Here is a 25,812-nt window from a genome sequence, read left to right as displayed (position 1 = left end):
GCGTGCCCCCCGCGCCGCCGCTCAGGGAGCGATCGTGGGGATGGAGGACAGGAGGTGCCGGGTGTAGGCGACCTGTGGGGTCAGCAGCACTTTCTCCGTGGGTCCCTCCTCGACGATCCGCCCGTCCTTCATGACGACGACCTGATCGCACAGATTCTGCACGACGCCGATGTCGTGGGAGACGAGCACGAGCGTCAGCTGCTGCGTGGTTCTGAGCTCACGGATGAGCTCCAAGATCTGTGCGCGGACGGTCACATCGAGCGCGGACAGCGGCTCGTCTCCGATCAGCAGGCGCGGACGGTGCGCGATCGCTCGAGCGAAGGCGATCCGCTGCCGCTGTCCGCCGGAGAACTCGTGAGGATAGCGGTCCGCCATCTCGGCCTCCAGGCCCACGGCGGTCAGTACCTCGCGGACACGGGCGCGTCGATCGCCGGGCACCCCGAGCGCCCACAGCGGTTCGGCGATGATCCGTCCCACGCTCATCCGCGGATCCAGCGAGGCGTAGGGGTCTTGGAACACGATCCCAGTCTGACGGCGGAGCCAATGCAGCGACCGGGCGCGCGCACCGGCGGCCACGGCCTGCCCGTCGAACTCCACCGTCCCGGCGGTGGGGGAGTCGAGACCCAGGAGCAGTCGGACGAGGGTCGATTTGCCCGACCCCGACTCGCCGATCACGCCGAGCGCGCTTCCTTCGACGACGTCGACGTCGACGTCGTCGAGTGCCGTCGTCCACCGGGTGGGGGCGAAGGGGGCGCGGCCGGGGGTGGGGAAGCGGCGGGTCAGCCCGCGGGCCCGCAGGAGCGTGTGGGTCATCCCGCGCCTCCTGGACGCCAGAGCGTCGCCGTGGCGTCGCGCAGCAGCGCCTGGGTCACCGGCGACGACGGACGGTGCAGCAGCGTGGACAGCGGCCCTTGCTCGACGACACGGCCGTGCTCGAGGACGACGGCGTGGCTCGCGACGCGGGAAAGGACCGCCAGATCGTGCGTGATGAACACGAGCGACATCCCGTCGGATTCGACGAGCGAGGCCAACAGCTCCAGGATCTCGGCCTGGATCGTCACGTCGAGGGCCGTCGTCGGCTCGTCGGCGATGAGCAGCCGCGGCCGGCATGCGAGGGCCATCGCGGTCGCGACCCGCTGGCGCTGGCCCCCGGAGAGCTGGTGCGGGTAGCGGCGCACGATCTGTGCCGGATCGGGCAACCGCACACGGTCCGCCTCCTCGATCGCACGGGCTGCAGCGTCGCGTCGTCCCAGACCTTCGTGGATCCGCAGCGATTCTGCGATCTGCCTCCCGACCGTGCGGATGGGGTTGAGGGCGGTGCGTGGCTCCTGGAAGACGATCCCGATCTCCGCCCCGCGCAGGCGGGCGAGCTCGCGGTCGGGGAGCCCGATCAGTTCGCGGTCGTTCCATCGCACGCTCCCGCGCGCGGTGACGCCGTCGGGAAGGAGCCCCAGCACGGCCATGGCCGTCAACGACTTCCCGGAGCCCGACTCGCCGATGAGACCGACGCGCGCGCCATCGGGAACGTCGAAAGAGACCCCGTCGACGACCCGTCGGCCGTCGATCTCGATCACGAGCTCGCGCACCTGCAGACTCACGAGATCACCCCGGGCTGATGCGTCGCGACGGCGCGCGGTGTGGCGGTGCGGGACCCGCTCGTGCGTCGACGTGTCAGGGTGGGATCGGTGGCGTCGCGGAGAGCGTCTCCCAGCAGGTTGAGACCGAGCACGGTGATCGTGATCGTCGCTCCCGGCCACACGACGCTCAGGGGATGGACCGAGATGTAGTCCTGCAGCTCCTTGAGGAGCAGACCCCAGGACGGCTCGGTCGGAGGTGCGCCGAAACCGAGGTAGCTGAGGCCTGCTTCGGCGAGGACGGCCACCGCCATCCCCCAGGACAGCTGCACGATGAAGACGGGCGCGACGTTGGGGAGGAGATGCCGCCAGAGGTTCTGGAAGGGCGTGAGGCCGTTCGCGCGACCCGCGAGCACGAAGTCGCTGTGAAGGACGCGTCGCAGCTCCGGTCGGGTGACCCGGGCGATGTTCACGCCGAACCCGATGCCGACCGAGACGATCACGACCCAGAGAGACCCGCCCCAAACAGCGGAGATCATCATCGCGATCAGCAGCACGGGGAAGGCGATGAGGATGTCGACGATCACGGCGACCGTCTCTCGCAGCCATCGCGCCGTGAGCGCGCCGAGGGCCGCCAGAGCGAGCCCGAGAAGCGTCGCGACCACTCCGGCGCCGGCGGCCACCCAGACGGTCGTGCGAGCGCCGGCCATGAGAAGGCTCAGGATGTCGCGCCCCGAGCCATCGGTGCCGAGGACGTGCGGCCACCCGGGCATCGCCCAGCGGTTGGCGATGTCGACGCGTTTCGGTTCGAAGGGGAGCCAGAAGAGCGAGACGAGGGCGACGATCCCGATCGCCGCGACCACGAGCAGGCCGAAGCGCCCCGTCGACGACGCCCACAGGCGCCGGAGCCACAGGAGCCGGATCATTCGGCCTCCCGCAGGCGAGGGTCGAGCACCCGATGGACGAGGTCCACGACGAAGCCGATCACGAGGACCAGCCCCGTGAGCACCAGGAGCTCACCCTGCACCTTCGGCAGATCGCGGTTGCTCACGTCGTCGACCAGCATGCGTCCGATGCCGGGGAGCCCGAACAGCTGCTCGATCACGACGGCGCCGACGATGATCCCCGCCACTTGCAGGCCGAGCACCGTGATGATCGACAGTCCTACGTTGGGCAGCCCGTGGCGCAGCAGCGCGCGCGTGCGGGTGAGTCCCTGCGCCGCCGCGGTGCGGACGTAGTCCTGGCCGACGGCCTGCAGGGTCGCGGAGCGGACGAAGCGCATGAGCATCGCTCCTTCCACCACCCCGATCGTGATCGCCGGGAGAAGGAGGGCCCGCACGGCCGCGACGGGATCGCTCCATCCGGCGCGGGGGAAACCCTGGGCGGGAAGCCAGCCCCACCAGACGGCGAAGAGGACGACGAGCATCATCCCCGCCCACACCACGGGCACTGCCGCGATGGTCTGTGCCGTGACGTTGAGTGCGGTGCCGTCGGGGCGACCGCGACGAAGGGCCGAGAGCACACCGAAGGGGAGCGCGATGATCAGGGCGATCGTCATCGCCAGGACCCCGAGCGGCAGCGTCACTTCACTCTTCTCGACGAGCTCGTCGATCACCGGCGTGCCCGTCAGCTGCGACGTGCCGAGGTCGCCGGAGAGGATCCCGGCAAGCCACGACCCGTACTGGGCGATCAGCGGCTGGTCGAGCCCCAGGTTCTCCCGGATGGCCTGGATCTGTTCCGGCGACGCGTTGATCCCAGCGATCAGCTGTGCGACGTCGCCCGGCAGCACGCGCAGCGCCGCGAAGATCAGTGCACTGGCGACGAGCAGGCCCAGCAGAAGCAGGGCCAGTCGCGTCAGCGCGTACCGGATCACCCCTTGCTCTTGACCAGCTCGGAGAGGTTCAGGCGCTCGTTGACGTTGACCGACGGCAGGCCGCTGATGTTGGTTCCGACGGCCACCACCGACGCCCCGTTGTAGACCCAGTCGGCGGCGTGGTCCTCCGACACGATGCGCGCGGCCTGCTTCAGCAGGTCGGCGGCGGTGGCGTCGTCGGTCGCGGCGATCGACTCGGCGTACAGGCGCTGCACTTCGGGGTTGTCGTAGGTGAAGTAGTAGTCGGGGTTCGCCCAGTTCTCGAAGTCGCGTGCCTCGGTGTGCAGGACGAAGCTCAGGTCGTAGTCCTTATTGACGTACACGTCGTTGACCCACGTGGGGAACTCGACCTGATTGACCTTCAACGTGATGCCCACGTCGTTGAGGTTCGAGACGAGGATCTGGGACACCGTCGTGCCGTAGCCGCTGTAGATCGTGAGGGTCAGCGTGAGATCGGACACGCCGGCCTCGGCCAGCAGCGCGCGGGACGCCTCTGGGTCGAAGGGCGCGACGGCGGAGAGATCCTCGAAGCCCGGGTCGAGCTCGGGGATGGGGCCGTACTGGGTCTGGCCTGCGCCGAGCGCGGTGATGATCGCGTCGTGGTCGATCGCCTGACGGATCGCCTTGCGGACGCGCACGTCGTCGAGGGGTGCCTTGGTGGAGTTGAAGGCGAGCGTGCCCTTGTCGGTCGACTTGCCCACCACCACGGCGAAGTCTCCGTTCGCTTCGATCTTGTCGGTGAGGGTGGCGTCGAATCCGGTCAGTGCGTCGAACTGACCTGCCAGGGCGCCGCTGAGAGCGGCCTGCGTGTCGGGGACGTAGCTGAGGACGACCTCGGCGACGCCGGCCTTCGTCCCCCAGTAGTCGTCGTTGCGGGCTAGCGTGATGCTGTCGCCTTGCTTCCAACTGGCGAGGGTAAAGGGGCCGGTGCCGTTGGCCGCCGTCTTGCGGTCGGTCTTGTCGCCCTTCTCGAGGACGAGACCGGCGCGGCCGGTGAGGTTCCACAGAAGCGTCGAGTCCGGCTCGCTGAGCGTGAGGGTGATGGTCTGCCCGTCGGCCTGGATGTCCTCGACGGCCGCAAGGCGGGCGGAATCCCGATAGGTGGCGTTCTTCTTCACCTGTTCGAGGGACCAGACGACGTCTTCTGCGCTCAGCTCGTCGCCGTTGTGGAAGAGCACGCCCTCCCGCAGCGTGAAGGTGTACGTGAGACGGTCGGGCGAGATCTCGAACTCGCTGGCGAGCGAGGGGACGATCTTCTGATCCGGCGTACGCGCGACCAAGCCTTGGTACACGTTGTCGATCAGGATCTGATCCAGCGCGGCCCCCGCGGTCTCGCGGATGTCGAGGTTGCTCGGCTCCAGAACGAGGCGGATGTTCGCGACGGCGTCAGGATCGGGAGTGATCTCGGTCGCCGACGGCGCAGGGGTCGGACTGCTCGTGCACGCAGAGAGAAGCAGCGCGCCGGATGCCAACAGCCCTGCGGCCAGAAGAGCGGATCTGCGGAGCATGTGGGGGTGTTCCTTTCACAGGGGCGGGCGACGCGTCTGCCTCACGTCTCCGGCTTCTGGAGGTCGTGAGAGCGCGCCCGCCGACTCGGGTGCGCGTAACAGCCTAGAGTCCGCAGCAGGAGTCGGGGGCATCGGCCGTCACGAACGTTCCGGAATCGTCACGCGCGGCCGTCACTCGCCGTCCGGGTGCGCGGCGTCGACGACGATCCGGGCGAGTGCCGCGGGCATCTGCTCGTGGACGTTGTGACCCGATTCCAGCTCGATGACCGTCGCCGCGGGGAGTCGCCGTCGGAACTCGGCGACATCGGCATCGGTCAGAAACCCGCGTGTTCCTCGGACGAGCGTGAGGGGGACGGTGACATCGGCGAGGTCCTTCCATCCCGAGGAGGCGAGGGCGTCGCGCAGGGTGCGCTGCTTCTTCTCGGCCTCGTCGGCGGCGGTGGAGTCGGCGGCGAGCCGGTTCGCGATGCGGGCGTAATGGTGCTTCCACTCCACCCGGCCGTCCGCTCGTACACGGGAGTTCAGGAACACGCCGCGCGCCGCCGCCGCGCGACTGCCGCCGAGCCCGAACGCGAGTGCGCGCTCGACGAGTTCCTCGCGCGAGGTCCAGTCCGTCGGCCCGGCGAAGAACGCGCGGATCTGGGCCGCCCCGCCGTCGGGGTCGAGCCCCGGAGTGATGTCGATGACGATCAGCTCGCGGGCCAGGTCGGGATGGCGTGCCGCCACGGCGGCGGCGGCCAGTCCTCCCAGGGAATGGCCTACCAGGACGAAGGGGGCGTCCGTCCATTCCCGGATCGCCGGCGCGATGTCCTCGGCGAGCGTGCGCCCGCTGTAGGTCTCGTCGTCCCGCCACGAGGAATCGCCGTGGCCGGGAAGATCGACGGCGATGGCGGGAAGACCGGTCGCCAGGATCGTCGTGTCCCAGGTGTGGGCGTTGAGCCCGCCGCCATGCAGGAAGACCGCGACGGGCGGCCCCTCGCCGAAACGCAGTGCACTCACCTCGCGGCCCTCGGGGAGGGTGGCCGTGAGTCGCGCCACGGGCGGGATCACCTCGACGTCGAGATCCGCGGCCTGCTCGGGAAGGAATCGGAACTCGTCCGACGCGTCGTCCATCCGGTCATTGTGCCACTTCGGCGGCGGGGCGCGCCGTCCGGTGATCGTCGCCCGGCGTCCGCCCGTGCGGCGGCATAGGCTGGCCGCATGACCCACGAACCGCTCCCGGACGCGACTGCGGAGCGCCGCGTCCACCTCGCGCGTTCCGCTCGACCCGCCTACGACGCCCTGGAGGCCTTCGCGCGAACGGTCGGCTCGATCGCCGCCGAGGCCGGGATCGACGACCGCCTCAAGGAGCTGACCCTCCTCTACGCCTCGCAGCTGAACGGATGCGCGTACTGTCTGCGCGTGCATGGCGACCGTGCCGTCGCGGCGGGAGTGACGGTCGACGAGCTCACGCAGCTGGCGGCCTGGCGTGACTCCGGCGTGTTCTCGACCAGGGAACGCGCCGCGTTCGAGCTGACGGAGCGGTACGTGTTCATCCACGAGGACGGCATCCCCGACGAGGTCTATGACCGCGTGGGGGGCATCCTGTCCGAGAAGGAGTACGTCGCGATCAGTTGGCTCCTCATCTCCATCAACGCGTTCAATCGCCTCACGATCGCGGGGCGCTACCCCGTGCCGCCGCGCGGAGGGCGCTCCGGCGATGCGTGAGCCCGAGGATCTCGTCCCGGGCGCGTTGAACTTCCGCGATACCGGGGGACTGGCCGCTGAGGGCGGTCGCACCCGTCCGGGCGTGCTGTTCCGCTCGGGGAACCTCGCCGGGGTCACCGCGGAGGGGCGCGAGGCGATCAGAGCGTTGCGGATTCGCACGGTCGTCGATCTGCGGGACGACACCGAGGTGGCCTACGAACCCACCGACCTGCGCGGTCTGGAGGTCGTGGTGGATCGTGTGCCGTTGTTCGCCGGCTCGGTGGCCTCCTTCTTCCGCGCCGATGTCACCCTCGACGCGCTGTACCGCACGATCGTGGACGACTCGGGCGACGCCCTCGTGCGCGTCGCCCGTCGCGTGATCACCGCCGGTCCCGTTCTGGTGCACTGCAGCGTGGGGAAGGACCGGACGGGGGTGAGCGTCGCGTTGGTCCTCGCCGCCGCCGGAGTCGCCGAGGATGAGGTGATCGCAGACTATGCGCGCACCGAGGCGGCGTTGCCGGCAGAGCGCAATGCGATGGTCCTCGCCTACCTCCGCCGCGCCCATCCCGAGGCGCGCAACCTGGAGACGCTCGCCACCCGCTCCCCGGCGCCGGTCATGCGGGGCCTCCTCGACCACGTGCGACAGCGCTACGGGGGAGCGGCCGGCTATCTCCGAACCCACGGAGTCTCCGAGGAGGAGCTGCGGGCCCTGCGCCGCGCCCTCGTCATGGACGACTGAGGTAAGGCTCGCCTTCATTGGCGTATAGTGGGAGCTGTCATGAGTCTCCCCGCGACCGATCACAGCACCAGTGCCTGCCGTGCGTCCAAGCACGCGCGCGCCCAGCAGCTGATCACGGCGGACGAACACTCCTTGGCCGAGCTCCAGGCGCTCATCGCGACACTTCCCCTCTGCTCGACGGGTCGCGTCTTCATCGAGGTTCCCGACGAGAGCTGGATCGGTGAGCTTCCCGTTCCGGCGCGCATGATCGTCACCTGGCTCGACCGGTCGCGGCGCACCGGCGCCCCGGGCACCGGTCGGGGATGCACGCCCGGTCAGGCGCTGGCACGGGCGGTGACGGCGTGGGCAGACGAGATGCTGTGCGAGCCGGGTCACCCCACCCACGTGCATCTGCTGGGCGGCTACCTCGGAACCGCGGACATCGTCGAGCACCTCACCGAGGTGCGGGCGATCGATCCCGCCGACATCCACACTCCGCCGCGATTCGGCCTCACTCCCGCGCGCTGACTCCGCGGGGAACGTAGTTGCCGTCTTCGAGACCGGCGAGGATCTCGAAGCGGTTCGTCAGGGGGTTTCGACCCGCCAGGAGGTACAGCAGCGGCATCAGGAAGCCGTAGCGACGCCATTGCCGTGCGTGCACGGCCTCGTGGCGCAGCACCGCGTCGGTCACGACACCGCTCCCCGTGAGGAAGCAGCCGCCGACGCAGACCCCGCCCCGTCCGAAGGTCCAGGCGGGCATTCCGCGGAAGACCCACAGCCCCTGTCGGCGCTCCACGCGACCGGTCGACCAGAGCGTGCCCCAGACCCATCCGACGGCGGTGCCCCACGCGAAGCCGAGACGACTGATCGGCGAATCCAGCAGCACCGACGGGATCCAGCGGTCGCCGCGCTCGCCCCGCGCGACGGCGGCCCGCGCCCTCTCCTCCCACCCGGCCGGGGGAACGGCGATCACGCGAGGGCTCCGACGATGCGCAGGATCGTGCCGAGGTCGTCCACCGCGGCGTCCGGCGTGGCGGGCGCGAAGCCGGAGATCGAGGAGCCGACGAGCGGGACGCGGCTGCGGAGCTCTCGCACCGCACCGGCGATGTCCTCGCCGCGGGCGCCGAACGGGACCGCCTGCGAGACGCCGGCAAGGACCGCCGGGTCGAGCACATCGAGGTCGACGTGCACGTAGACCGCGTCGGCCCCCGATGCCGCCACCGCATCGGCGATCGTCGCCGGGTCGGCCAGCGCGTCGGCCGGGATGTGCGTGACGGCCGAGGAGCGCAGCACGTCCTCCTCCGCGGGGTCGAACTCGCGAGCCCCGGCGAGGACGACCCGATCCGCCGTCACCGACGCCGGCCCCCAGGGGCCGTCTGCGAACACGGCGCGGAGGGCCATTCCGGCGAACGCGCCGGACACACTGGTCTGCGGCGAATGAAGGTCTGCGTGAGCGTCGAACCACACCACGGCGAGGTCGGGGTGGTGGCCTGCGGCGTGGGCGATGGCCGCGACCGCGACGCTGCAGTCACCACCCACGATCACGGCCGGCTCCGACGACGCCGCCAGCGCCTCGGACACGGCGTCGCGAACGCGCGTCAGGGCGCTGAAGCGACGGATACCGGTCTCCAGCGACTCGCCTGCCTCGACGGGCACCTCGACGGGGGTGCGTGCGGCGCGGGGCAGGTCGCCGGCGATCGCCTCTGCGCCTTCCGCGAGCAGCATCGCTCGCGCCGCGGGTGATCCCTGCCACTGCGGCACCACGAGAAATCGGGTCATGCTCCCATCTTCCTCCTCCGTCGTGACGGAGGCGGCGGACCCGGGTGCGGGCGGCACGTCCGCGCGCGGGCGGAGGAAACGGCGCAGCGCCGGGGTCGCGGACGACACCCGGCGCTGCGACGATCGGATTACTGCTCGATCGCGGCCGAGCTCGAGCCACCGGTCTTCAGGGCGGCCAGACGTGCTTCGACCTCCGTGAGCTCTCCCATGTCCTCCAGCTCGTTGAACTGGGCGTCGAGCGACGATGCGGCGATCTCCGCCTTGCCGGCAGCCAGGGCCTCCTGGCGGCGCACCTTGTCCTCGAAGCGGCCCAGGTCGCTCGTCGGGTCGAGCACGTCGATCGACTTGACGGCGTCGTGGACCTTGTTCTGGGCCTCGGCGGTCTTGGCGCGGGCGAGGAGCTCGGCACGCTTCGACTTCAGCTGCTCGAGCTTCTGCTTCATGCCGTTGAGGCCGTCCTTGAGCTTGTCGACGACTTCGGTCTGCGCAGCGATCGAGGGGGCGATGGCCGCCGCCTCGTTCTCCTCGCTGATCTGGCGCTGCAGAGCGATCTTGGCGAGGTTGTCGAACTTGTCCGCGTCGGCGGTGTTCCCCACCGCTCGCAGCTCGTCGGCCTTGCGGCTGGCGGCGAGCGCCTTGTTGCCCCACTCCGCGGCGGCCTTGACGTCCTCGGCGTGGTCACGCTCGAGCAGGCGCAGGTTCCCGATCGTCTCGGCGATCGCGGATTCGGCGTCGACGATGTTGTTGGTGAAGTCCCGGACGAGCTGGTCGAGCATCTTCTGGGGGTCTTCGGCGGAATCGATGAGGGCGTTGATGTTCGCCTTCACGAGGGTCGAGATGCGGCCGAAGATGGACTGCTTTGCCATCGGTTTTCCTTTCCTCACATGAGGTTCTGTGGTCGTGGGTTCATCCGTGTGTTGCGAAGGGTCAGGGGGCGGTCGTGCGGCTCAGAATCGTCCTCCGCCTCGCCGGGTGCGCGTGGCGCCGCCCCCGAAACTGCCGGAGCTGAAGCCGCCTCCGCGGCCGCCGGAGCGCATGGTCGGCCCGCCGCCGCGCCTGCCGCCTCCGCCCCCGCCGAGCATCGAGTTGAGGAGGATGCCGCCGAGCACCGCCCCCATGACATTCCCACCGCCGTTGCCGGATCCGCTGCCGAAAGCCCCGACGTCGTTCTGGGCCTGACGGATCGCCTGCGCGGCCAGCTCGTTCGCGCGTTGCGCGGCCGACAGCGCCGCCGTCGGGTCGGTGGCGGCGAGCTGCCGAGCGTGGACGATGGACGCGCCCGCCTCGGCGAGCCGGGTGCGGGCGGTGGCGCCGACTGCACCGCGGCGCGACGTGATGAAGTCCTCCGCGGCCGAGACCTGCGCCTGGGCGTGCGCGAGCAACTGCTCCAGTTGCTGGGCAGCACGCCGCTGCCGTTCCTGCTCGTCGCGGATCCCCGCCAGCAGCGCGTCGATCTGAGCGTTGGCGCGTTCGAGGAGCTCGAGGGCGCGAAGCGGGTCGCGCTCCGCGCCGGTGAGCAGCGGCTGCGCAGCCTCGGTCTGCTGACGGGTGGCGGTGACGACACCTGTCACGCGGCCGTCGACGTCGGGAAGGGCGGCGGCCGCGGCGAGGTCACCGTCGATCTCGGCGAGGAGGGCAGCGGCCTGGCTCTCGGCGGCGCGCAGGTCGTCGCGCATCCGGGCCACCGCGTCTTCGAGGGCACGGGCTTGGCCGATGGCTTCCTCGGCCGCACGGATGCTCACGGCCGCTTCACCGCCCTTGCCCGCGCCGATGGCCGCTTCGGCGCGGGCCACCTGCTCATCGGCGAACGCCAGCCGTTGCGTGATCTGCTCCGCGTTGTCGGCGATCGTGGCGAGGGCGTCCGCCGCGTACTCCTGTCGGAGTCCCGTCAGCGTTGCCGTCGTATCGGGCACCCGGGCGGCGATCTCCGTGCGGAGCTCCTGGACCCGAGTCAGCGCCTCGGGGGCGTTCTGCTCGAGCTTGCGGAGTTCGTCGAAAGCCTCGGCCTTCGCATCGAGCTCGGTGTTCGCGTGCGTGCAGAGCTCGATGATCCGGGTGTTCCAGGCCCGCACCTCGTCATCGGTGTCGGGAATGTCGTCGTCGAGCTTCTGCTGCAGCGAAAAGGCGGCGTCGAGGTCGGCTTTGGCTTGAGCGATCGTCGCCTCGAACTCGGCCGCCGCCTCATCGCCGAACTGCGCGCGCGCGAACCCGAGCTCTTGCTCGCTCGTCTTTACCGCATCGTCGGTCTGGACGAGGGCGGAGGCCGCGTGACGCGCCAGCTCTTCGATCGGCACGGCCGGGGCGGATCCCCCCGCCGCGCCGGCCGCGCGGCGGCGAGACCGCACGAACAGCCACACCAGCACGCCCAGGACGGCGGCCAGGAGCAGGACGAACAGCACGACGCCGAGGTTCACGCCGCCGTCTCCGCCGCGTGCGGCGGCGAGTCCGTCAGCGGCGGCGATCGCACCGGCGACCCACCCGTCGTTCCCGAGGGCAGGGCCGACACGATCCTGCTCGATCTGCGCGAGCTGCTCATCGCTGACGGGGCCGCCGGCTTGCCCGGCCAGGTAGAAGGTGCGCCCGTCAGTGGAGACCACGAGGACGTACTGGTTGAGACCGAGGCCGTTCAGCCGAGCCGTCTGGGTTCCCCACTCCGAGGGATCGGACGGGTCGGTGAAACGGTCGACGTAGACGACCCACAGGTCGAGCCGAGACGACTCGGACAGCGCCTCCGAGCGTGCGACGATCTCGCGCTCCTCCGACGAGCTGAGCACGCCGGCGTCGTCGAGTACACGCGAGGACCCGAGCGAGACCGGAGGGGTCGCCGCCGCGGGGATGGCCGCACCGAACAGGACGGACGAGATCAGGGCGAGCACTACGAGGAGCACCGATGACTTGCGCGATCGCATCGGTGAATCCTCCTCGCCGGGCGTGCTGCTCACCCTTGGTGAGTCTATTCTCCGCGCGGCATGCGGAGAAAGGTGAGACGGGCCTTCGCGCCTGTGGATCCGCCGAGTCCTGGTCCTCCGTGCCGGGCCCGTCCGGGCCGCCCGCGGGCGCGTCTGCCGTGCGGAGCACGATGAGCCGACTAGGCTCACCGCTTCGGAGGGTTCATGGACGACAGGTACGGAAGCGACGTGCTGGCTCCGGGCTGGCGGGAGGCGGGGCGCCGACCGGTGCCCCGTGTGGAGGCGGAACGGGACCTCGTGGTCGAAGTGGTCGCCGACGGCTTCTGCGGCGCGGTCGTCGGTCGCCAGTCGAACCTGATCGAACTGGAGGATCGCCGAGGGAACCGCAGACTGTTCCCTCTCGGCGGGGGTTTCCTCATCGACGGCGAGGCGGTGGAACTCGTCGCCCCCGCGCCCCGTCGGACCTCGGGGCCGGCCCGCACGGCCTCCGGCTCTTTCGCGGCACCGCAGGCCCGGGCACGCGTCGCACGTGCGTCCCGCATCCTCGTCGAGGGCAAGCACGACGCGGAGCTCGTGGAGAAGGTGTGGGGCGACGACCTGCGCATCGAAGGCGTCGTCGTGGAGTTCTTGCAGGGGGCGGACCTCCTCGAGGAGGTGCTGCGGGACGATCCGCCCTCCGCGCAGCGCCGGTACGGGGTGCTGCTGGATCACCTCGTCCCGGGCTCCAAGGAGACACGGCTCGCCGAGGCGGTGCGACGCGGTCCGCATGGCCGCTTCGTCAGAATCGTCGGGCATCCGCACGTCGATGTGTGGCAGTGCGTCACGCCGCGTGCCCTCGGCATCGCCCGGTGGCCCGAGGTTCCTCGTGGGGTCGAGTGGAAGGTCGGGGTCAGTCGCGCCCTGGGCTGGCCGGCCGACACCCCGGCAGACCTCGCCCGCAGCTGGCAGCGCATTCTGGCGGCCGTGCTGACCTATCGCGACCTCGATCCGGCCCTCCTGGGGCGGGTGGAGGAACTCATCGACTTCGTCACGGCGGACGGCGGGTCGGTAGCCTGAACCGGTGCCCGATGCCGAAGTGAGCGAGCCCTCCGAACCACGTTTCCGTGACAAGCCGGTCTCGTTCGTCCGCCGCAGCGGCCGGATGAGCGATGCGCAGGAGCGCGGCTGGGCGGAGCTTGCTCCGCGGTTCCTGCTCACCGTCGAGCGCGACGCCGCGGCGACGAGCGTTCGCCCTGGGAGCGTCGTCGACCCGGCGGAGGTGTTCGGCCGCACGGCGCCGCTCATCGTCGAGATCGGCTCTGGACAGGGCCACGCGATCGTCCACGCCGCCTCGGCCCACCCGGAGCGCGACCACGTGGCGGTCGAGGTGTTCCGCGCGGGCCTCGCACGGACCATGCTCGATGCCGATCGTGCCGGCCTCGAGAACCTGCGACTCGTGGAGGCCAACGCACCCGAAGTGCTCGAACATCTCCTGCCCGCCGGCTCCGTCGACGAGATCTGGGTGTTCTTCCCCGACCCGTGGCACAAGACCAAGCACAACAAGCGGCGCCTCATCGCACCCGCGTTCGTCCCCCTGGCCGCACGCGCGCTTCGCGAGGGGGGAGTGCTTCGCCTCGCCACCGACTGGGAGGAGTACGCCCTGCAGATGCGGGAGGTGTTCGCCGATGCGGCGGAGTTCGCGCCCGCGTTCGACGGTGAGTGGGCGCCCCGGTTCGACGGCCGGGTGATGACCGCGTTCGAGCGCAAGGGGCTCGCCAAGGGGCGGGAGATCCGTGACCTCGCCTACCGGCGGCGGGAGCGCGCGTGACGCATCTCGCCGTCGAGCTCCGCCGTCCGGCGCTGTCCTGGCGCGTGCTCCCGGCGCTCGCGGTCTGCCTTGCTGCGCCCGCGTTCTTCGTGCTCCTCCAGCCCTGGCTCGGGTGGCTGCTCCTCGCGGTCGGGGTCGGTGCGGCAATGATGGGGGAGCGCCGCGCCGTCCTGACCGCAGAGAGGTCGCTTGCCCGCGATCTGTCACTCATCGCGTTGGGCCTGCTCATCGTCAGTGCGATCCCTCTCAAAGCGGAACTCGACAACGCTGCGATGCTCCGCTTCACCCTCGCGCTCGGGGGTGCGGTCGCGGTCCCCTACGCCGTCTCGCGATGGGTGTACCGCGATCACGCCGTCAGCTTCCCTTGGCGGGGAGGTGGACGCTGGACCCGCTGGCAATGGGCGTGGCTGGTCGCCGTGCTGCTTCTCGGGTGGGCGATCCTGCCGTTCTACTTCATCACGTCGGGCGTCTACCAGAACTGGCCCGTCGTGGACACTCCCGACCTCGTGGCGCGGCTGTTCGTCGGGGTCGGCGCGGTCGGGATCTGGGACGAGCTGTTCTTCATCTGCACCTGCTTCGCCCTGCTGCGCCGTCACGTCGCCGATGCCACGGCCAACGTTCTGCAGGCGATCGTGTTCGTCTCCTTCCTGTGGGAGCTCGGCTACCAGGCGTGGGGACCCGTGCTGACGATCCCCTTCGCGCTCCTCCAGGCGATCATCTTCCTGCGCACCCGCTCCCTCGGCTACGTCGTGACGGTGCACCTGCTGTTCGACGCGGTGGTGTTCGCCGTGCTCGTCCATGCCCACAACCCCGGTCTCCTGGACGCGATCTTCTTCATCAGTCCCTGACCCGGCGCCTCGCGACCGTGTCGATGGTGGGCGGTAGCCTCCCGGCATGCCGGAGCGGGTGGAAGCGTGGTGGTCGCGTCGGCAGTGGTCGAAGGCGCTCGCGGTGCCGTATCCCATCGGTACCTACCGGGAGGCTTGGGCCAGCTATCCGGCGTTGATCCGCCAGTATCATCCGGAGCTCAACGCCGGCCTTTCGCTCTCGCAGGTCCCGCCGGCCGCCGACGTGCTGTTGCTGTGGGAATGCGAGCGCGGGCACCGGTTCGCCGCGACCCCGGCGGAGCAGCGCTCCCGTCCCGGACGGCAGCGTCGGCGGAGTGCCTGGTGCCCGGAGTGTGCCGAGAACGCTCGTCCTTCACGGACTCTGGCCCTTCCGATGCGGGACCGCGTGCCGTTGCCCGGCGAGCCCATGGTCCAGGAGACCGCGGTGCTGCGAGCGCGCCCGGCTCGGCCGCGTCCGGCGCTCGAGGTGTGCGACAAGACTCCGTCGCTCCCCGTCGGAGAGCCGTTCGAGTCGGTGTGTGCACCCCCGCCGGCCTCGGCGGTGGAGGAACGGGTGCGTGCCGACGTCTTCGGCGCGCTGGCCCTCACGCCGGGACTGACCGCCCTGAGGGTGGCCCGCCCCTTCTTCCGCCACCTCGAGGTCTGGCCGGACCTGCTACTTCCGGAGCTGCGCATCGCGGTCGAGTACGACTCCATCGGTCGCCACGGGCTCGAGCACGTCGGGGAGCGGGAGGCCACCGACCGCCGGAAGGACCGCGCCGTCCGCGCTGCCGGATGGGAGGTGATCCGCCTGCGGACGGGGAAGTTGCCGCCGCTCGGGCCGCACGACGTGCGGATAGGCGCCTGGAACGCGCGCGCTCTCGCGAGGCTGGTCGATGCTCTCCGAGACATTCGCGGCCCCCTGATGGTCGATGCGTACCTGCGCTGAGGGGGCGGACGGGTAAGCGGTGCACAGAGGGTGAGCAGGTTGCCGCCGTAAGCTGGGTCCCGGACCTCGACAGGGTCCCCGGACGACGGATCAGTACCCGGTGAGCGACAAGACTGGCCAGGAGGTCGTTATGTCGTGGGTCATCCTCATCGTCTCGGGTGTGCTGGAAGCCGTGTGGGCCACTGCTCTCGGCAAGTCGGAGGGCTTCACCCGGCTCTGGCCGACCGTGGTGTTCGGCGTCGCCTTGGCGGCGAGCATGGGTGGCCTCGCCTGGGCCATGCGAGACATCCCGACGGGAACCGCGTACGCGGTCTGGGTCGGAATCGGTGCGTCATTGACCGTCGCCTGGGCGATGATCACCGGCGACGAGGAGTTCTCGCTCCTCCGAACTCTCCTGATCCTCGGTCTCGTGGGCTGCGTCGTCGGCCTGAAGCTCGTGGGCGGCGCCGAGCACTGATCGTTGCCGCCGCGGCGACGGAGTCACTCGTCGCGTCGGAGAAGCTCCGCCCCCGCCCGCGCGAACTGTCCGAGAGTCGCACTGGGGAGGAAAGCCCGGGTGAGTCCCGCCGCGATCCGCGTCAGGTCCGCCTCATCACGAAAGAGCAGGTACATCGTCTCGTAGCGGGGGTGGAACTTGGCCTTGAACCGGTGGAGGGAGCGGAACCCGTAGACCGGTTCGAGGGCGTCTGCGAGTCGAGTGCTCAAATCGGTGAGCAGCCGCGCCTCTGGCGGATACTCGTGCGTGAGCGGGGCGCCGGACAGCGACATGAGAGCAGCCCCCTCGTCGCGGAAGGTCAGCGCGGACTGCGCGATGAGGAATTCCATGACGGGCCCGAACCCGCCCTCGCGGCGGCGCATGACATCCAGGGTCCAGCCGCGGACCCGGCCCTCGCCGTAGACGGGGAGCCAGGACAGGAAACCCTCGACGTTCCCCTCCGCCGAGAGGGCGAGAGCGATACGCACGTCCGGATCGGCCGCCTCGGCGAGGGTGCCGAGAGTGAACCCCATCTCGGGCAGGGCCTTGTCGCCGACCCACTGCTCGGAGATCGCGTGGAGCTGGGCGTGGATTGCCCAGGGCTCATCCGCGTAGCGGGTCATCCGAAACGTGACCTGCTCGCGTTCGGCGCGGTTGAGCGAGGTCCGCACCGAGTTCCACCGTTTGCCGCGGAAGGCCAGATCGGGAAGGTCGACGATCGTGTCGTCGGCCACCACGAGGCTGCGCCACTCTCTCGGCACGGCCCGGCGCGTGTCGGCGCCGGCGCTGAAGAAGCAGGGAACGAGACCGGCGTGCTCAGCCGCTGCGATGAACTCCCTCGCCGACGCCGAGCGACTGGCGACGGGCCCCAGGGGATCTGCCAGGGCGATCGCGACACCGACTCGGCGCTGGTAGACGACGATCCCGCCGGAGGTGCGTGCGTAGGAGTTTCCTTCCCACAGCGACATCCATGAGAGTGTGCCGCCGCCGTATGTCGTCAACGCGTGGCGGACCTCGCGTACGTCGGGTTCGGGCGATCGGCCGACGCGGGAGTGTCGATCGCCCTGGAAGGCCCGCCGCACGCTGAGCAGGTAGACGAGGAGGAGGAAGGACAGGATGCCCGCGGCGATCTCGATGCGGGCATCGCCGTCGATGAGGTCGCTCGCGTCGCTCGCAGAGTCGGCGACGAGGAGGACCCAGAGCGCGGCAGCGAGAAGAGTGTTGAGCCCCACGAGTGCGGTCGCGATCCGCCAGGCCCACCGACGGGCGCGGCGCAGACCGCTGACGACGAGGGAGACGATGGCGACATCGATCGCCGTGCTCCAGGGGGATCCGCCCAGCGGTGCGGTGGTGCCCAGCGGGCCGTCGGTGGGAACGAACGCGAGGATCACCTCGATCGCGGCGAAGGAGACCATCCCCACTTGCGCGACGAGGCGTTGCTCGCGCAGCGACGCGCGCCGCGGGGTGAGACTGCGGTCCACGCCCAGCACCAGGAGGACGGCGGCCATGTGCTCGAGGTCGGCGAGCGTGCCGAGGACCAGCACACCGATCGTGAGGGTCGCAAGGAGGATCAGCCACCCGCGAAGGCGCCAGGACGTGCGCAGCGTGCCGAGGAAGGCCGCGAGACAGGCAAGCGCTCCGGCGCTCGGACCGACGTCGAGCGTCTGCACCTGCTCCTGTGCCCACGCCCAATCGGCCGCGCCCGCGCACACCGAGACGATCAGCGCGGTCACGGCCACCGCGAACAGATGTCCGATCCAGAAGTAGCTCAAAGCGACGCGCGACCCGCGCGTGGCCTCCAGGAGACCAACCGACACCATGGTCGCGAGCGTCGGCACGTACCCCCACGGGGTGACGACGAGGAACGCCCCGGTCACCGGCGTCCACCAGCGGCCGGCCTCGAAGGCGGGAACGCCGTAGCCGAAGAGGTCCATGAGGGGTGTCTCACCGACCGGGCGCCAGAGGCCGCCGGAGACCAGCCCCACGACTAGCAGGACGAGGACGAACCCGAGTGTGACGGGTGCACGCCTCACGAGGGCTGCGACCAGACGGGAGCGGGACGGTGCGCGGGCTGACGTGACCGTCATGATGTCACCCTAACCGTGGACCTCCGTGAGCGGGTGTCTCGGAACGCGGCACCGTCTTTCCCGGTCCGCGTGAGCCCGGGCGCCTGAGGTCAGAGCAGTTTCAGGAGCGCGGGGCCGAAGACGATCGCGGCGGCGGCCGGGACGACCAAGAGGCCGAGAGCGGCGATGCCGATCGCCACTGCTGTGCCGAGAATCGACAGCACCGCCGCTCCTCCGGCCGACGCCGTGCGACGAGTCGCCGAGGGCGCGGAGATCGCTGACGCGGGAACGCGGGGCAGGGTTGCGGTGGCCATGATTCGACGGTACGAACCGGGCTGGTTCTCCCGCGTCGCCCGCGGGGCGGACCGGTATCCATCGAGAGGATGATTCCGTCGTCGGGCGAGCGGCCACCTGAGCCTCAACATGAACGTGAGACGAGTTGGTGGCCACGTCTTGACGGCCGGCCGAGGCTGAGTAATTTAGGCATCGCGAAGGAAAACGGAGACAGAAGGAACTCGAAAGGGATCCGGACACAGACACCGAATCCGCAGAATGATCGCCCCGGGGCCTCGGCCCCGGGGCGATCTTCATGTGCGGCGACGATGTCGCGGCTGAGTTTGGCGGGGCCCGTCACCTTCCCCCGATGGTGACCGGCCCCGCAGGAGTCCGCCTCCCCCCGAACGCTGGACCCAACTGAAGAGAGCGGGCGAGGACGGATCTATTACGCGACTTCGCGAAAAGTTCTGAGAAGAGGTTGCGCAGTCGGAGATCTGTGTCTTCCGTGCCCGGCGTGAACCGATCGTGCGTCGCCGGACAATACAAGGTGTGATGCATGACGATTCCTCGGATTGGCGCCGCGTGCTCGTTGACGACGAGGATGCGCTAGGGGCGCTCTTCGACCGCCACCGCACGAGGCTCTTCGCGCACGCCCGCCGATTGCTCAACGATCGCGAGGACGCGAAGGACGCGGTCACGATCGCCTTCTTCGAACTCTGGCGTCACCGCCGCCGCGTGCGTCTGGTCGATGGCTCCCCGCTGCCGTGGCTGCTGGTGACCGTCGGCAATGCGGCGCGCAACCTGGAACGCTCGCGAAGGCGGTATCGGTCGCTCATCGCCCGCGTCCCCGTGGCTCAGGCGACGCAGGAAGTGGTCTCATCGGACGAGACAGGTGTGCTGGCGGCGTTGAAGCGGCTGCCCGTTGCCGAGCAGCACGTCGTCGTGCTCGCGATTCTCGAGGGGTACGCGGAGCGCGAGACCGCGGAGATCCTCGGCATCCCTCCGGGCACGGTCAAATCGCGTCTGTCCCGGGCCAAGGCGAAACTGCGCGATGAGCTCACCACCGTGGAGGAGACATGGGCCTGAACGAGGAACTTGACCAGGCGGAGCAGCTCGAGCTCCGGTCCCGTATCACCGCGGGAGCGCGCTCGCTCAGCGTCCGGAGGGCGCGGAGGGCCCGACTGACCGCTGCCGCGGGTGCGACCGTGGCTGTCGCGATCGTCGTCGGTGCGTCGGCGCTGGCGCTTTACCGTCCGGCGCCGCCGCACATCGCGCAGACGCCGAGCCCGACCGCGACCGCGAGTCCGACCCCCACCGGATCGTCGGCGCCGTCGCCGTCCTCTCCGCCACCGACGGCACCACCGCCGACAGCGCCGCAGACGCCGGTCGCCGTCGCGGGAGGCTCGTGCGATGACGTCATTCCGTCCGCCGAGCTGCCCGCCGCCGTCGGGCAAGGCACCGTGGACGACGTCACCTCGACATCCCTGCAGACCCTTGGAGCATTGAGCTGCCGATGGAGCGGGACCTGGCAGGTGCAGGTGGACCTCTTCCCCGCCGAGGTGGTCGCGGAAGGTGTCGCAGACCGATATGCATCGGCGCGGTGTGAGCCGATCGGCTACGACGGTTACGGCTGCCGCGTCGCTCGTGCCACGGATGAGCTCTGGGCCCTCGTGACCGTAGGCCCCGGCGCGACCACGTACGGCGAGGATGTCCCCGAGGGACTCGTGGATCAGGTCGCGGACGCGGTCGGGGCGGTTCTTCCCGGTTTGTCCCCGGGCGCACCGGGGGAGCGGACGGGCTGGGAGCGATTCGCGGGCTGCGATGACATCGGAGCAGCGATCGATCTCCCGTCCGCGCTGGGCGGTACCCCCGTGGAGGGTCCCGTCAGCGCCGATGGCTCGAGGCCCGACCCGCTGCACGAGATCGCTGCCGGTGCAGGAGCGGTCATCGGCTCGTGCGCGTGGACGGAGGACGCCGACCAGTCCGAGGCGACATCCTTCCCCACGCTCTGGGTGACCATCTACCCGGGTGGGGCGGCGGGATGGGACCGCCTCGTCCAGGAGCTGGCGCCGGCGGCCGTGGACACCACGGTCGCGGGTGCGGAGAAAGCCGTCATCGACGATCGGGAAGACCAGGCGGACCAGGTCGGCACGGCGGATCCGCTGACCCGGCTTCTCCTGAGAGACGGTGAGAGCATCGTCGTCCTCGAGTCCCGTGAGCTCGCCCGCGATCTCCGGGAGGTCGCAGCGGAGCTGCTAGAGGCCCGCTGACCGAGCCTCGGCACAATGAGAAGACGCCGCCTGGAAATCAGGCGGCGTCTTCTCATGCCATGAGGTTCCGCGGACGAACTCACACCCGTTCCGCGTACAACCCGGAGTGCCCCCGACAGGAATCGAACCTGCGACCTTTGGTACCGGAACTCTAGACCACGCCCAGGCGCGCCGGTCGGCTTCCGCAGATCGCTGTGATTGCGGGAGTTTTCGGTCACATGATCGACGCTGAATCACGATGTTCGCGGCAACGTGTTGCCACCGTGTTGCCACGCGCGCCGCGTGTCATGATGCCGGTCATGGCGGATCTGGATTCGAAGACCTGGTTGTCGTACACGGAGGCCGCGAAGCTCGTCGGCTGCACTGACCGGAACATCCGACGGTGGCGTCAAGAGGGCATGCCGATGGGGTGGCGCGTCGTCGACGGGCAGCGTGAGCGGGTCGTGGAGAAGACGGTGCTGCAGGCGTGGTGGCATGAGCGAATGAAGGCGTCGCCGGTGCACTACTACCGGATGCGGAAGCGCGCGGCAGAGGAGGGCTGGTCCGCGCCGCCGCTTCCTGCCTCTCTGAACCGCACCAACCGCACCGTGAGCCCGGAACCCTCCGGGGTGCTGGGGTGTACCTCAGATCGTCCCGTAGGGCCTCCCGCACCCACTCGTGCACCCGAGCCGCTCGTGAACGTGAAGCCTATGCGGGGCGGTGACGAGTTCGACGTGCTGCACGAGACCCTGAAGCGCGTCCGACCGGCATGCGACGGCTACCGGGTGTTCGTCTCAGACGGGAAGCTCGACGAACGGCGAGAGGCGGAGATGGAGTCGATCTGCCTCGGATGCCCCGTGTTCGTCCAATGCCGAGCATTCGCGGAGGTTGCCAGGCCGGCGGGATTCTGGGCCGGGCAACGCTGGTCGTAGCCCTCCCGAAAAATCTCTTAACCCGCTCGACCGGCGACGCACCTCCCCGGCGGTCCTGTCGGTGTTGTCGTCAGGGGGCATGGCCCCACCCCTCGGACAAAGCGATACCGGCTCCTTCGAGCCCGCGTGTTCTGACGGTCCGTTATTTCAGGACTGACGCAGGGAGGGTACCGGTATCGGCCTCGATCGTAGCATCAGCACCCGGACGTGGGTAGGGCACCCAAGGCCCGCGCGTTCTGACGGTCCGTTATCTCAGGACTAGCGCGGGGGAGTGCCCTACCTCGCCGAGGTTACCACCGGGCCGTGGACGTGCGTAGAGCCACCCGAAGCCCGCGCGTTCCGACGTTCTGTTATTTCAAGACTGGCGCGGGGAGGTGGCTCCACAGGGAGAGCATAACCGAACGTGACACCTCCGACGTGGGGCAAATGTCCCACCTGCCCATGCTCCTGGTGGCGGTGCCCGTGGGCACCGTGCAGGAAGCCGTGTGCGCCCCGTGAACCTCCACCACAGCCACAGCAGGTGTCCCGGTGAGGGTCAGGCCTCCGATGGAGATTCTGGGGCCTTCCGGAGCTCTTCGCGGAGGGTGAGCTCACGAGCGAGCACGATCAGATCCGCGAACACCCGCGACACCTTGAACGCCTCACCCGGCGTCGAGTAGCGATACAGGAAGACGCCCACCGGCTGGAACACGGCCCGCGAGACCAGCGTGGCGTATGCGTCGCCGGACTCCTTCACGAACTGCCACAGCAAGGGGCGGGCGTCCTTCCCCGCGAGGAGCGTCTCGTAGACCAACGTGCACTGCGCGAAGAACACGTCGTGGTCGATCATCCCGTCCGGGATCTCGAAGTCCGGCACGGCGCCGTCGTCGTTCACCACTCCGCTACCTCCTGCCCGAGACCCTGCATCGCGTGCGACAGCCGTCGCGTCATCAGCTGGTCAGCCTCGACCCGCATCCGCCCGATCACCTGACCATCCTGATCCCGCAGCGTCATCGAGGACGGCATCTGCACCTCGACCCTCACGGTACCGTCGCCCGTCGACGACGTCGACGACCCGAACGACGTGGGACGCATCCTCTTCAGACGCTCAACGTTGCCCTGCCCACCCCACCGGTCCACCGACGCCGCGTCCCACACGTTCTCACCGTTCGACAGCCACGCCTGGATCGAGTCCGACGTGGACGTGCCGGGGCCGATGATCGGACCGCCGCCGGCCTTCTTCACGCCCGCCTTCAGCGCGTCGGTGATCTTCGTGATGATCCGAGTCGTCTCCGTCTCGAGCTTCTTCTTGATGTCGTCCGCGTTCTTCTTCGCCGCGTCGCGGTCCTTCTGCGCCTCGGTGATGAGAGCAGCGAAGTTCGCGTCCGCGACGGTCTGACCCGCCACGGCAGACAGGGTGCCGATGTTCCCGTACGACGCGTTGATCTGGGACACCTGCGACGCCGTCGCACCCAGCAGCGCGTCCGCGATCGGCTCCCCGTTCTCCACGCCCAACAGCGCGAGCTCCTCGAGCAGCTTCGGATCGAACTTCTTGTCCGCGAGGCGCTTCAGCTTGTCGCCGAATCCCAGGATCCGCGCCTCCGCCGCCTTCGACCCAGCCAGGAACGAGCCGGCCGTCGGCTTGGTCGTGACCTCCTCAGTCGACACGCCCTCGAACTGGTACGTGCGGCCGCCGACCGTGACGGACTGCTTCTGCACCTTCGAGCGGGTCTCCGTCTTCGACTGCCCGAGCGACGCCAGGTTGAACACCGACCGGATCTGATCAGCGACAGCCTGAGCCATCCGCGCCGCCGAGTCCTTCAACCCGGTCAGCTTCCCGTCCGCCTCGTCGAGCGCGTCGGCCGCGTCAGCGGCGGACTTCTGCAGGCTGAGGTACTGCTTCTCCGACCGCAGCGCCTCGTCGCGGAGAGCCTTCCCGGCCTTCCCGCCCCGCAACGCCGCGATATCGAGCAGCTCGTCGACCAGCTGCAGGCCACGACCGTTCATCCCCGCTTCGCGGTTCTCACCCCGACGGTTCCCGGTGTTCCAGTCCGTCTGCTGCCGCTTGTACGTCGCGCGGATCTGCGCCGCGTCGTCCTTCGCGTCCTGCAGGTCGTCCTTGGCCTTCTCGTAGTCGTCCTTCGCCTTGTCGAGCTTCTTCTCAGCCCGCGTCCGCGCCTTCGTGCCCTTCCGAGTCGCGTCACGCGCACGCTTCGCGTCCTCGTAGTCCCGCTTCTCACGCCGCACGTCAGCCTCAGCGTCACGCACCGCCTTGTCGGCATCGGTCTTCGTGACCGCGCCGCCCCGAGCGAACCGGGGAAGACCACCACGCATCGCCGCACGCCACTCATAGATCTTCGACTGCCCCCCGGCGGCCTGCACCTCGTCCGCCGGGATGACGTGCTCACCGTTCGACAGCATCGCCGGGACCGAATCCGACGTCGACGTACCCGGCCCGCTCACCGCGCCGCCGCCGGCGAACGACGCGACGTTCCCGTTCGGGAACCGGTACTTGAAGCCGCCCTTCGTGTCGACGTACACGGTGACTCGGCGCCCCTCCATCGCGCTGATGAACCGTTCGATGTCCTGCTTCGCGGGGTCGGTGACGGCCTCGACGTACGTCTCCACGTGATCCGGAATCAGCCCCAGCTTGTCGGCGTACTCCTCGGCCGCCTTGCCCGTGATCCCGAACCGGCCCAGCATGTCGATGAGGCTGTCCCGGCCCTTCTGGATCGCTGCCGACGCCTTGTTCTGATCGCCCGTCTGCGTGTACAGCGCCGCCGCGTACTCGAGAGCCCCCTTCGCAAGGTCGTCGATCGCGGCCTGGTTGTCGCGGCCCTTCTCGGTCGAGATGTCGAGGGTCTTCCCGTTCTCCTTCAGCTTGGACTGCACGTCGTCCAGAGCCGCCTCGAACTCCCGATGCGCCGACCGCACGTCCAGCGCGGCCGACCCGAACTTCCGGATCGTGTCGGACAGGTCCTCGATCTCGTCCTGCGTGTAGCCGGCCTGTCCCGCGACGCCCCGCAGCGCCTCCTCCTGCCGCTGCGACGCGGCCGCGGCTTCGTCGGCGCCGGCGGCGGCTCCCGCGTTCGCCTTCGCGGACTGCTCGTTGAGCCGGTTCGCTTCAGCCTGCGCGTCCTTCTGCTCGTTGAGCACCTGCGTGAGCACCTCGAACGAGAGCTGCTTCTCGACGTTGCTGCCGGTGCCTTTCGCCATCAACGCGTTATACGCGTCGAGGTCACCGTTGAGCGCGTCGTACAACGGCTTCAGCTCGGCCATCGCGTCCCGGTTGCCCATCACCGCGTCGGTGAGCGTGTCGAGGCTGATCCCGAAACGCTCCGCCGCGTCGTACGCGGAACCCTTGTTCAGCCACAGGAACGACTCTTCGGCCTGCAAGCTCTCAACCACGAGCTTCCGCACCGCGTCGCCACCGCGAGTCAACGCGTCCGCGTAGGACTCGGCCCGTTCCCGCGCCTCCGCTTGCGCCTGAGCCAACACGCCGACGACCGCCGACGCGCCCAGCAGCGCGACCGACAGCGTCGCCGCGGACGCTGCGACGATCTTCGTCGTCGTCGACACGGTCGCTCCGAGCGCGCTCATGTTCGCCCGGTACGCGGCGATCTTCGGGACCATGCTCAGGTAGATGCCGCCCGCGGTCAGAGCGGCCGCGCCGGCCGCGCTCACCCAGAACAGGGCATCCTTCGCGCCGTCAGGGAGCTCGTTGAACCCGTCGACCAGAGCAGTGAGCCCCTGCACGAGTTCACGGAGCGGACCGTTCGCCGCGGCACCCATCGTGATCATCGCGGAGTCGAGAGCCCCGCCGAGCGCCTCGATGTCGCCCTTCAGGTTGTCGAGACGCTCCCGGGCCGTGTCCGCCGCGTACCCCTGGTCGTTGACGGCGGTGATCCACTTCCGGATCCCGCCCTCGCCTTCGTCGAGCATGACGGCGGCGGCACGGTACGCGTCGGTCCCGAAGATCGTCTTCAGAGTCGCGGACTGCTGCTCCGCCGACATCCCACCGAGCGCGGCCTGCAGCTTCCCCGCGTACTCCGCGAGACCGATGAAGTTCCCCTGCTGATCGAACGCCTGCAGGTTGTACTGCTCGACGAGATCCGCGGCCTTCTTCGTCGTCGGGTTCAGGTTCAGCAGCATCGTCTTCAGCGACGTGCCAGCGTCCGACCCGAGGAGACCCTGCGACGCGAACG

25 protein-coding genes and 1 riboswitch are annotated in these 25,812 nt (G+C 69.6%); of the genes, 11 read left to right on the top strand and 14 right to left on the bottom strand.

All coding sequences use genetic code 11. From position 1 onward, the window contains the following. Positions 1-21: 21 nt before the first annotated feature. The 6 genes from QM591_RS03290 to QM591_RS03265 all read right to left on the bottom strand — a co-directional run bounded on the left by QM591_RS03290 (position 22) and on the right by QM591_RS03265 (position 6,068). The gene (locus tag QM591_RS03290) at positions 22-813 is read right to left on the bottom strand and encodes an ABC transporter ATP-binding protein (RefSeq protein ID WP_415129578.1); all 792 of its coding nucleotides are present in this window, start codon (positions 811-813) and stop codon (positions 22-24) included. After that, positions 810-1,598 (bottom strand): ATP-binding cassette domain-containing protein, encoded by a 789-nt coding sequence (locus tag QM591_RS03285; protein ID WP_415129576.1) that lies wholly within the window; start codon positions 1,596-1,598, stop codon positions 810-812. The genes QM591_RS03290 and QM591_RS03285 overlap by 4 nt, the downstream gene beginning before the upstream one ends. After that, the gene (locus QM591_RS03280) at positions 1,595-2,500 is read right to left on the bottom strand and encodes an ABC transporter permease (RefSeq protein ID WP_415129574.1); all 906 of its coding nucleotides are present in this window, start codon (positions 2,498-2,500) and stop codon (positions 1,595-1,597) included. Before QM591_RS03280 ends, QM591_RS03285 begins: the two co-directional genes overlap by 4 nt. Then, the gene (locus QM591_RS03275) at positions 2,497-3,447 is read right to left on the bottom strand and encodes an ABC transporter permease (RefSeq protein WP_415129572.1); all 951 of its coding nucleotides are present in this window, start codon (positions 3,445-3,447) and stop codon (positions 2,497-2,499) included. The genes QM591_RS03280 and QM591_RS03275 overlap by 4 nt, the downstream gene beginning before the upstream one ends. Continuing rightward, positions 3,444-4,955 carry an ABC transporter substrate-binding protein gene (locus tag QM591_RS03270; RefSeq protein ID WP_415129570.1) on the bottom strand — a complete coding sequence of 504 codons (1,512 nt, stop codon included), beginning with the start codon at positions 4,953-4,955 and terminating at the stop codon, positions 3,444-3,446. Before QM591_RS03270 ends, QM591_RS03275 begins: the two co-directional genes overlap by 4 nt. 171 nt (positions 4,956-5,126) lie before the next feature. Then, positions 5,127-6,068, bottom strand: a complete 942-nt coding sequence (locus QM591_RS03265; protein ID WP_415129568.1) for an alpha/beta fold hydrolase — start codon at positions 6,066-6,068, stop codon at positions 5,127-5,129. Positions 6,069-6,155: 87 nt separating this feature from the next. On the opposite strand from QM591_RS03265, the gene QM591_RS03260 reads away from it, so the two are divergent. The 3 genes from QM591_RS03260 to QM591_RS03250 are packed head-to-tail and all read left to right on the top strand — an operon-like array spanning position 6,156 to position 7,887. Continuing rightward, entirely contained in the window at positions 6,156-6,662 is a 507-nt protein-coding gene (locus tag QM591_RS03260; RefSeq protein WP_415129566.1) for a carboxymuconolactone decarboxylase family protein, read from the top strand. After that, positions 6,655-7,380 carry a tyrosine-protein phosphatase gene (locus QM591_RS03255; RefSeq protein ID WP_415129564.1) on the top strand — a complete coding sequence of 242 codons (726 nt, stop codon included), beginning with the start codon at positions 6,655-6,657 and terminating at the stop codon, positions 7,378-7,380. The genes QM591_RS03260 and QM591_RS03255 overlap by 8 nt, the downstream gene beginning before the upstream one ends. Positions 7,381-7,419: 39 nt before the next feature. Beyond that, positions 7,420-7,887, top strand: a complete 468-nt coding sequence (locus tag QM591_RS03250) for an SIP domain-containing protein (RefSeq protein ID WP_415129562.1) — start codon at positions 7,420-7,422, stop codon at positions 7,885-7,887. On the opposite strand, the gene QM591_RS03245 is transcribed toward QM591_RS03250, so the two are convergent. From QM591_RS03245 to QM591_RS03230, 4 genes are all read right to left on the bottom strand, one after another. Further along, positions 7,871-8,332: a Fe-S oxidoreductase gene (locus tag QM591_RS03245; protein ID WP_415129560.1), complete on the bottom strand. Its 462-nt coding sequence runs from the start codon at positions 8,330-8,332 to the stop codon at positions 7,871-7,873. The two genes, QM591_RS03250 and QM591_RS03245, sit on opposite strands and share 17 nt — an antisense overlap. Next, complete coding sequence (locus tag QM591_RS03240) at positions 8,329-9,138, bottom strand: arginase family protein (protein ID WP_415129558.1); 810 nt, start codon at positions 9,136-9,138, stop codon at positions 8,329-8,331. The genes QM591_RS03245 and QM591_RS03240 overlap by 4 nt, the downstream gene beginning before the upstream one ends. Positions 9,139-9,266: 128 nt before the next feature. Beyond that, a complete protein-coding gene (locus QM591_RS03235) occupies positions 9,267-10,004 on the bottom strand; it encodes a PspA/IM30 family protein (protein WP_415129556.1) in 738 nt (245 codons plus the stop codon). 81 nt (positions 10,005-10,085) lie between these two features. Further along, positions 10,086-12,047, bottom strand: coding sequence for a TPM domain-containing protein (locus tag QM591_RS03230; RefSeq protein WP_415129554.1), 1,962 nt, complete (start codon positions 12,045-12,047; stop codon positions 10,086-10,088). A 204-nt stretch (positions 12,048-12,251) separates the two neighbouring features. Between QM591_RS03230 and QM591_RS03225 the strand changes: the two genes are divergently transcribed. The 5 genes from QM591_RS03225 to QM591_RS03205 all read left to right on the top strand — a co-directional run bounded on the left by QM591_RS03225 (position 12,252) and on the right by QM591_RS03205 (position 16,087). Continuing rightward, a complete protein-coding gene (locus tag QM591_RS03225; protein WP_415129552.1) occupies positions 12,252-13,103 on the top strand; it encodes a DUF3097 family protein in 852 nt (283 codons plus the stop codon). Positions 13,104-13,188: 85 nt separating this feature from the next. After that, positions 13,189-13,854 carry a tRNA (guanosine(46)-N7)-methyltransferase TrmB gene (gene trmB / locus QM591_RS03220; RefSeq protein ID WP_415129613.1) on the top strand — a complete coding sequence of 222 codons (666 nt, stop codon included), beginning with the start codon at positions 13,189-13,191 and terminating at the stop codon, positions 13,852-13,854. Further along, positions 13,851-14,702, top strand: coding sequence for a CPBP family intramembrane glutamic endopeptidase (locus QM591_RS03215; protein ID WP_415129550.1), 852 nt, complete (start codon positions 13,851-13,853; stop codon positions 14,700-14,702). The genes trmB and QM591_RS03215 overlap by 4 nt, the downstream gene beginning before the upstream one ends. Before the next feature lie 46 nt (positions 14,703-14,748). Next, positions 14,749-15,630 carry a zinc-ribbon domain-containing protein gene (locus QM591_RS03210; protein WP_415129548.1) on the top strand — a complete coding sequence of 294 codons (882 nt, stop codon included), beginning with the start codon at positions 14,749-14,751 and terminating at the stop codon, positions 15,628-15,630. A gap of 58 nt (positions 15,631-15,688) precedes the next feature. After that, positions 15,689-15,752: riboswitch (guanidine-III (ykkC-III) riboswitch) on the top strand. A gap of 8 nt (positions 15,753-15,760) precedes the next feature. Continuing rightward, positions 15,761-16,087 carry a DMT family transporter gene (locus tag QM591_RS03205; protein ID WP_415129611.1) on the top strand — a complete coding sequence of 109 codons (327 nt, stop codon included), beginning with the start codon at positions 15,761-15,763 and terminating at the stop codon, positions 16,085-16,087. A gap of 23 nt (positions 16,088-16,110) precedes the next feature. On the opposite strand, the gene QM591_RS03200 is transcribed toward QM591_RS03205, so the two are convergent. After that, entirely contained in the window at positions 16,111-18,192 is a 2,082-nt protein-coding gene (locus QM591_RS03200) for a bifunctional lysylphosphatidylglycerol flippase/synthetase MprF (protein ID WP_415129546.1), read from the bottom strand. Between the two features lie 89 nt (positions 18,193-18,281). Then, on the bottom strand, positions 18,282-18,485 hold the full coding sequence (locus QM591_RS03195) for a hypothetical protein (protein WP_415129544.1): 204 nt from the start codon (positions 18,483-18,485) through the stop codon (positions 18,282-18,284). Between the two features lie 514 nt (positions 18,486-18,999). Between QM591_RS03195 and QM591_RS03190 the strand changes: the two genes are divergently transcribed. The 3 genes from QM591_RS03190 (at position 19,000) to QM591_RS03180 (ending at position 21,628) form a co-directional block, all read left to right on the top strand. After that, positions 19,000-19,533 carry an RNA polymerase sigma factor gene (locus QM591_RS03190; protein WP_415129542.1) on the top strand — a complete coding sequence of 178 codons (534 nt, stop codon included), beginning with the start codon at positions 19,000-19,002 and terminating at the stop codon, positions 19,531-19,533. Further along, positions 19,524-20,717: a hypothetical protein gene (locus QM591_RS03185; protein WP_415129540.1), complete on the top strand. Its 1,194-nt coding sequence runs from the start codon at positions 19,524-19,526 to the stop codon at positions 20,715-20,717. The genes QM591_RS03190 and QM591_RS03185 overlap by 10 nt, the downstream gene beginning before the upstream one ends. A 299-nt stretch (positions 20,718-21,016) precedes the next feature. Then, a complete protein-coding gene (locus QM591_RS03180; RefSeq protein WP_415129538.1) occupies positions 21,017-21,628 on the top strand; it encodes a hypothetical protein in 612 nt (203 codons plus the stop codon). 535 nt (positions 21,629-22,163) lie between these two features. Here the strand turns inward: QM591_RS03180 and QM591_RS03175 are convergent. Together QM591_RS03175 and QM591_RS03170 are read right to left on the bottom strand one after the other, a co-directional pair. Beyond that, a complete protein-coding gene (locus QM591_RS03175) occupies positions 22,164-22,505 on the bottom strand; it encodes a hypothetical protein (RefSeq protein WP_415129536.1) in 342 nt (113 codons plus the stop codon). Beyond that, positions 22,499-25,812 (bottom strand): phage tail tape measure protein (locus tag QM591_RS03170; RefSeq protein ID WP_415129534.1); only part of this gene is annotated, 3,314 nt, incomplete at its 5' end. The genes QM591_RS03175 and QM591_RS03170, both read right to left, overlap by 7 nt.

Origin of the sequence: Microbacterium sp., assembly GCF_047607225.1 — a bacterium.
GTDB lineage: Bacteria > Actinomycetota > Actinomycetes > Actinomycetales > Microbacteriaceae > Microbacterium.
Note: the sequence above shows the minus strand (reverse complement) of the source record. Positions and strands in the feature narration are given on the sequence as shown.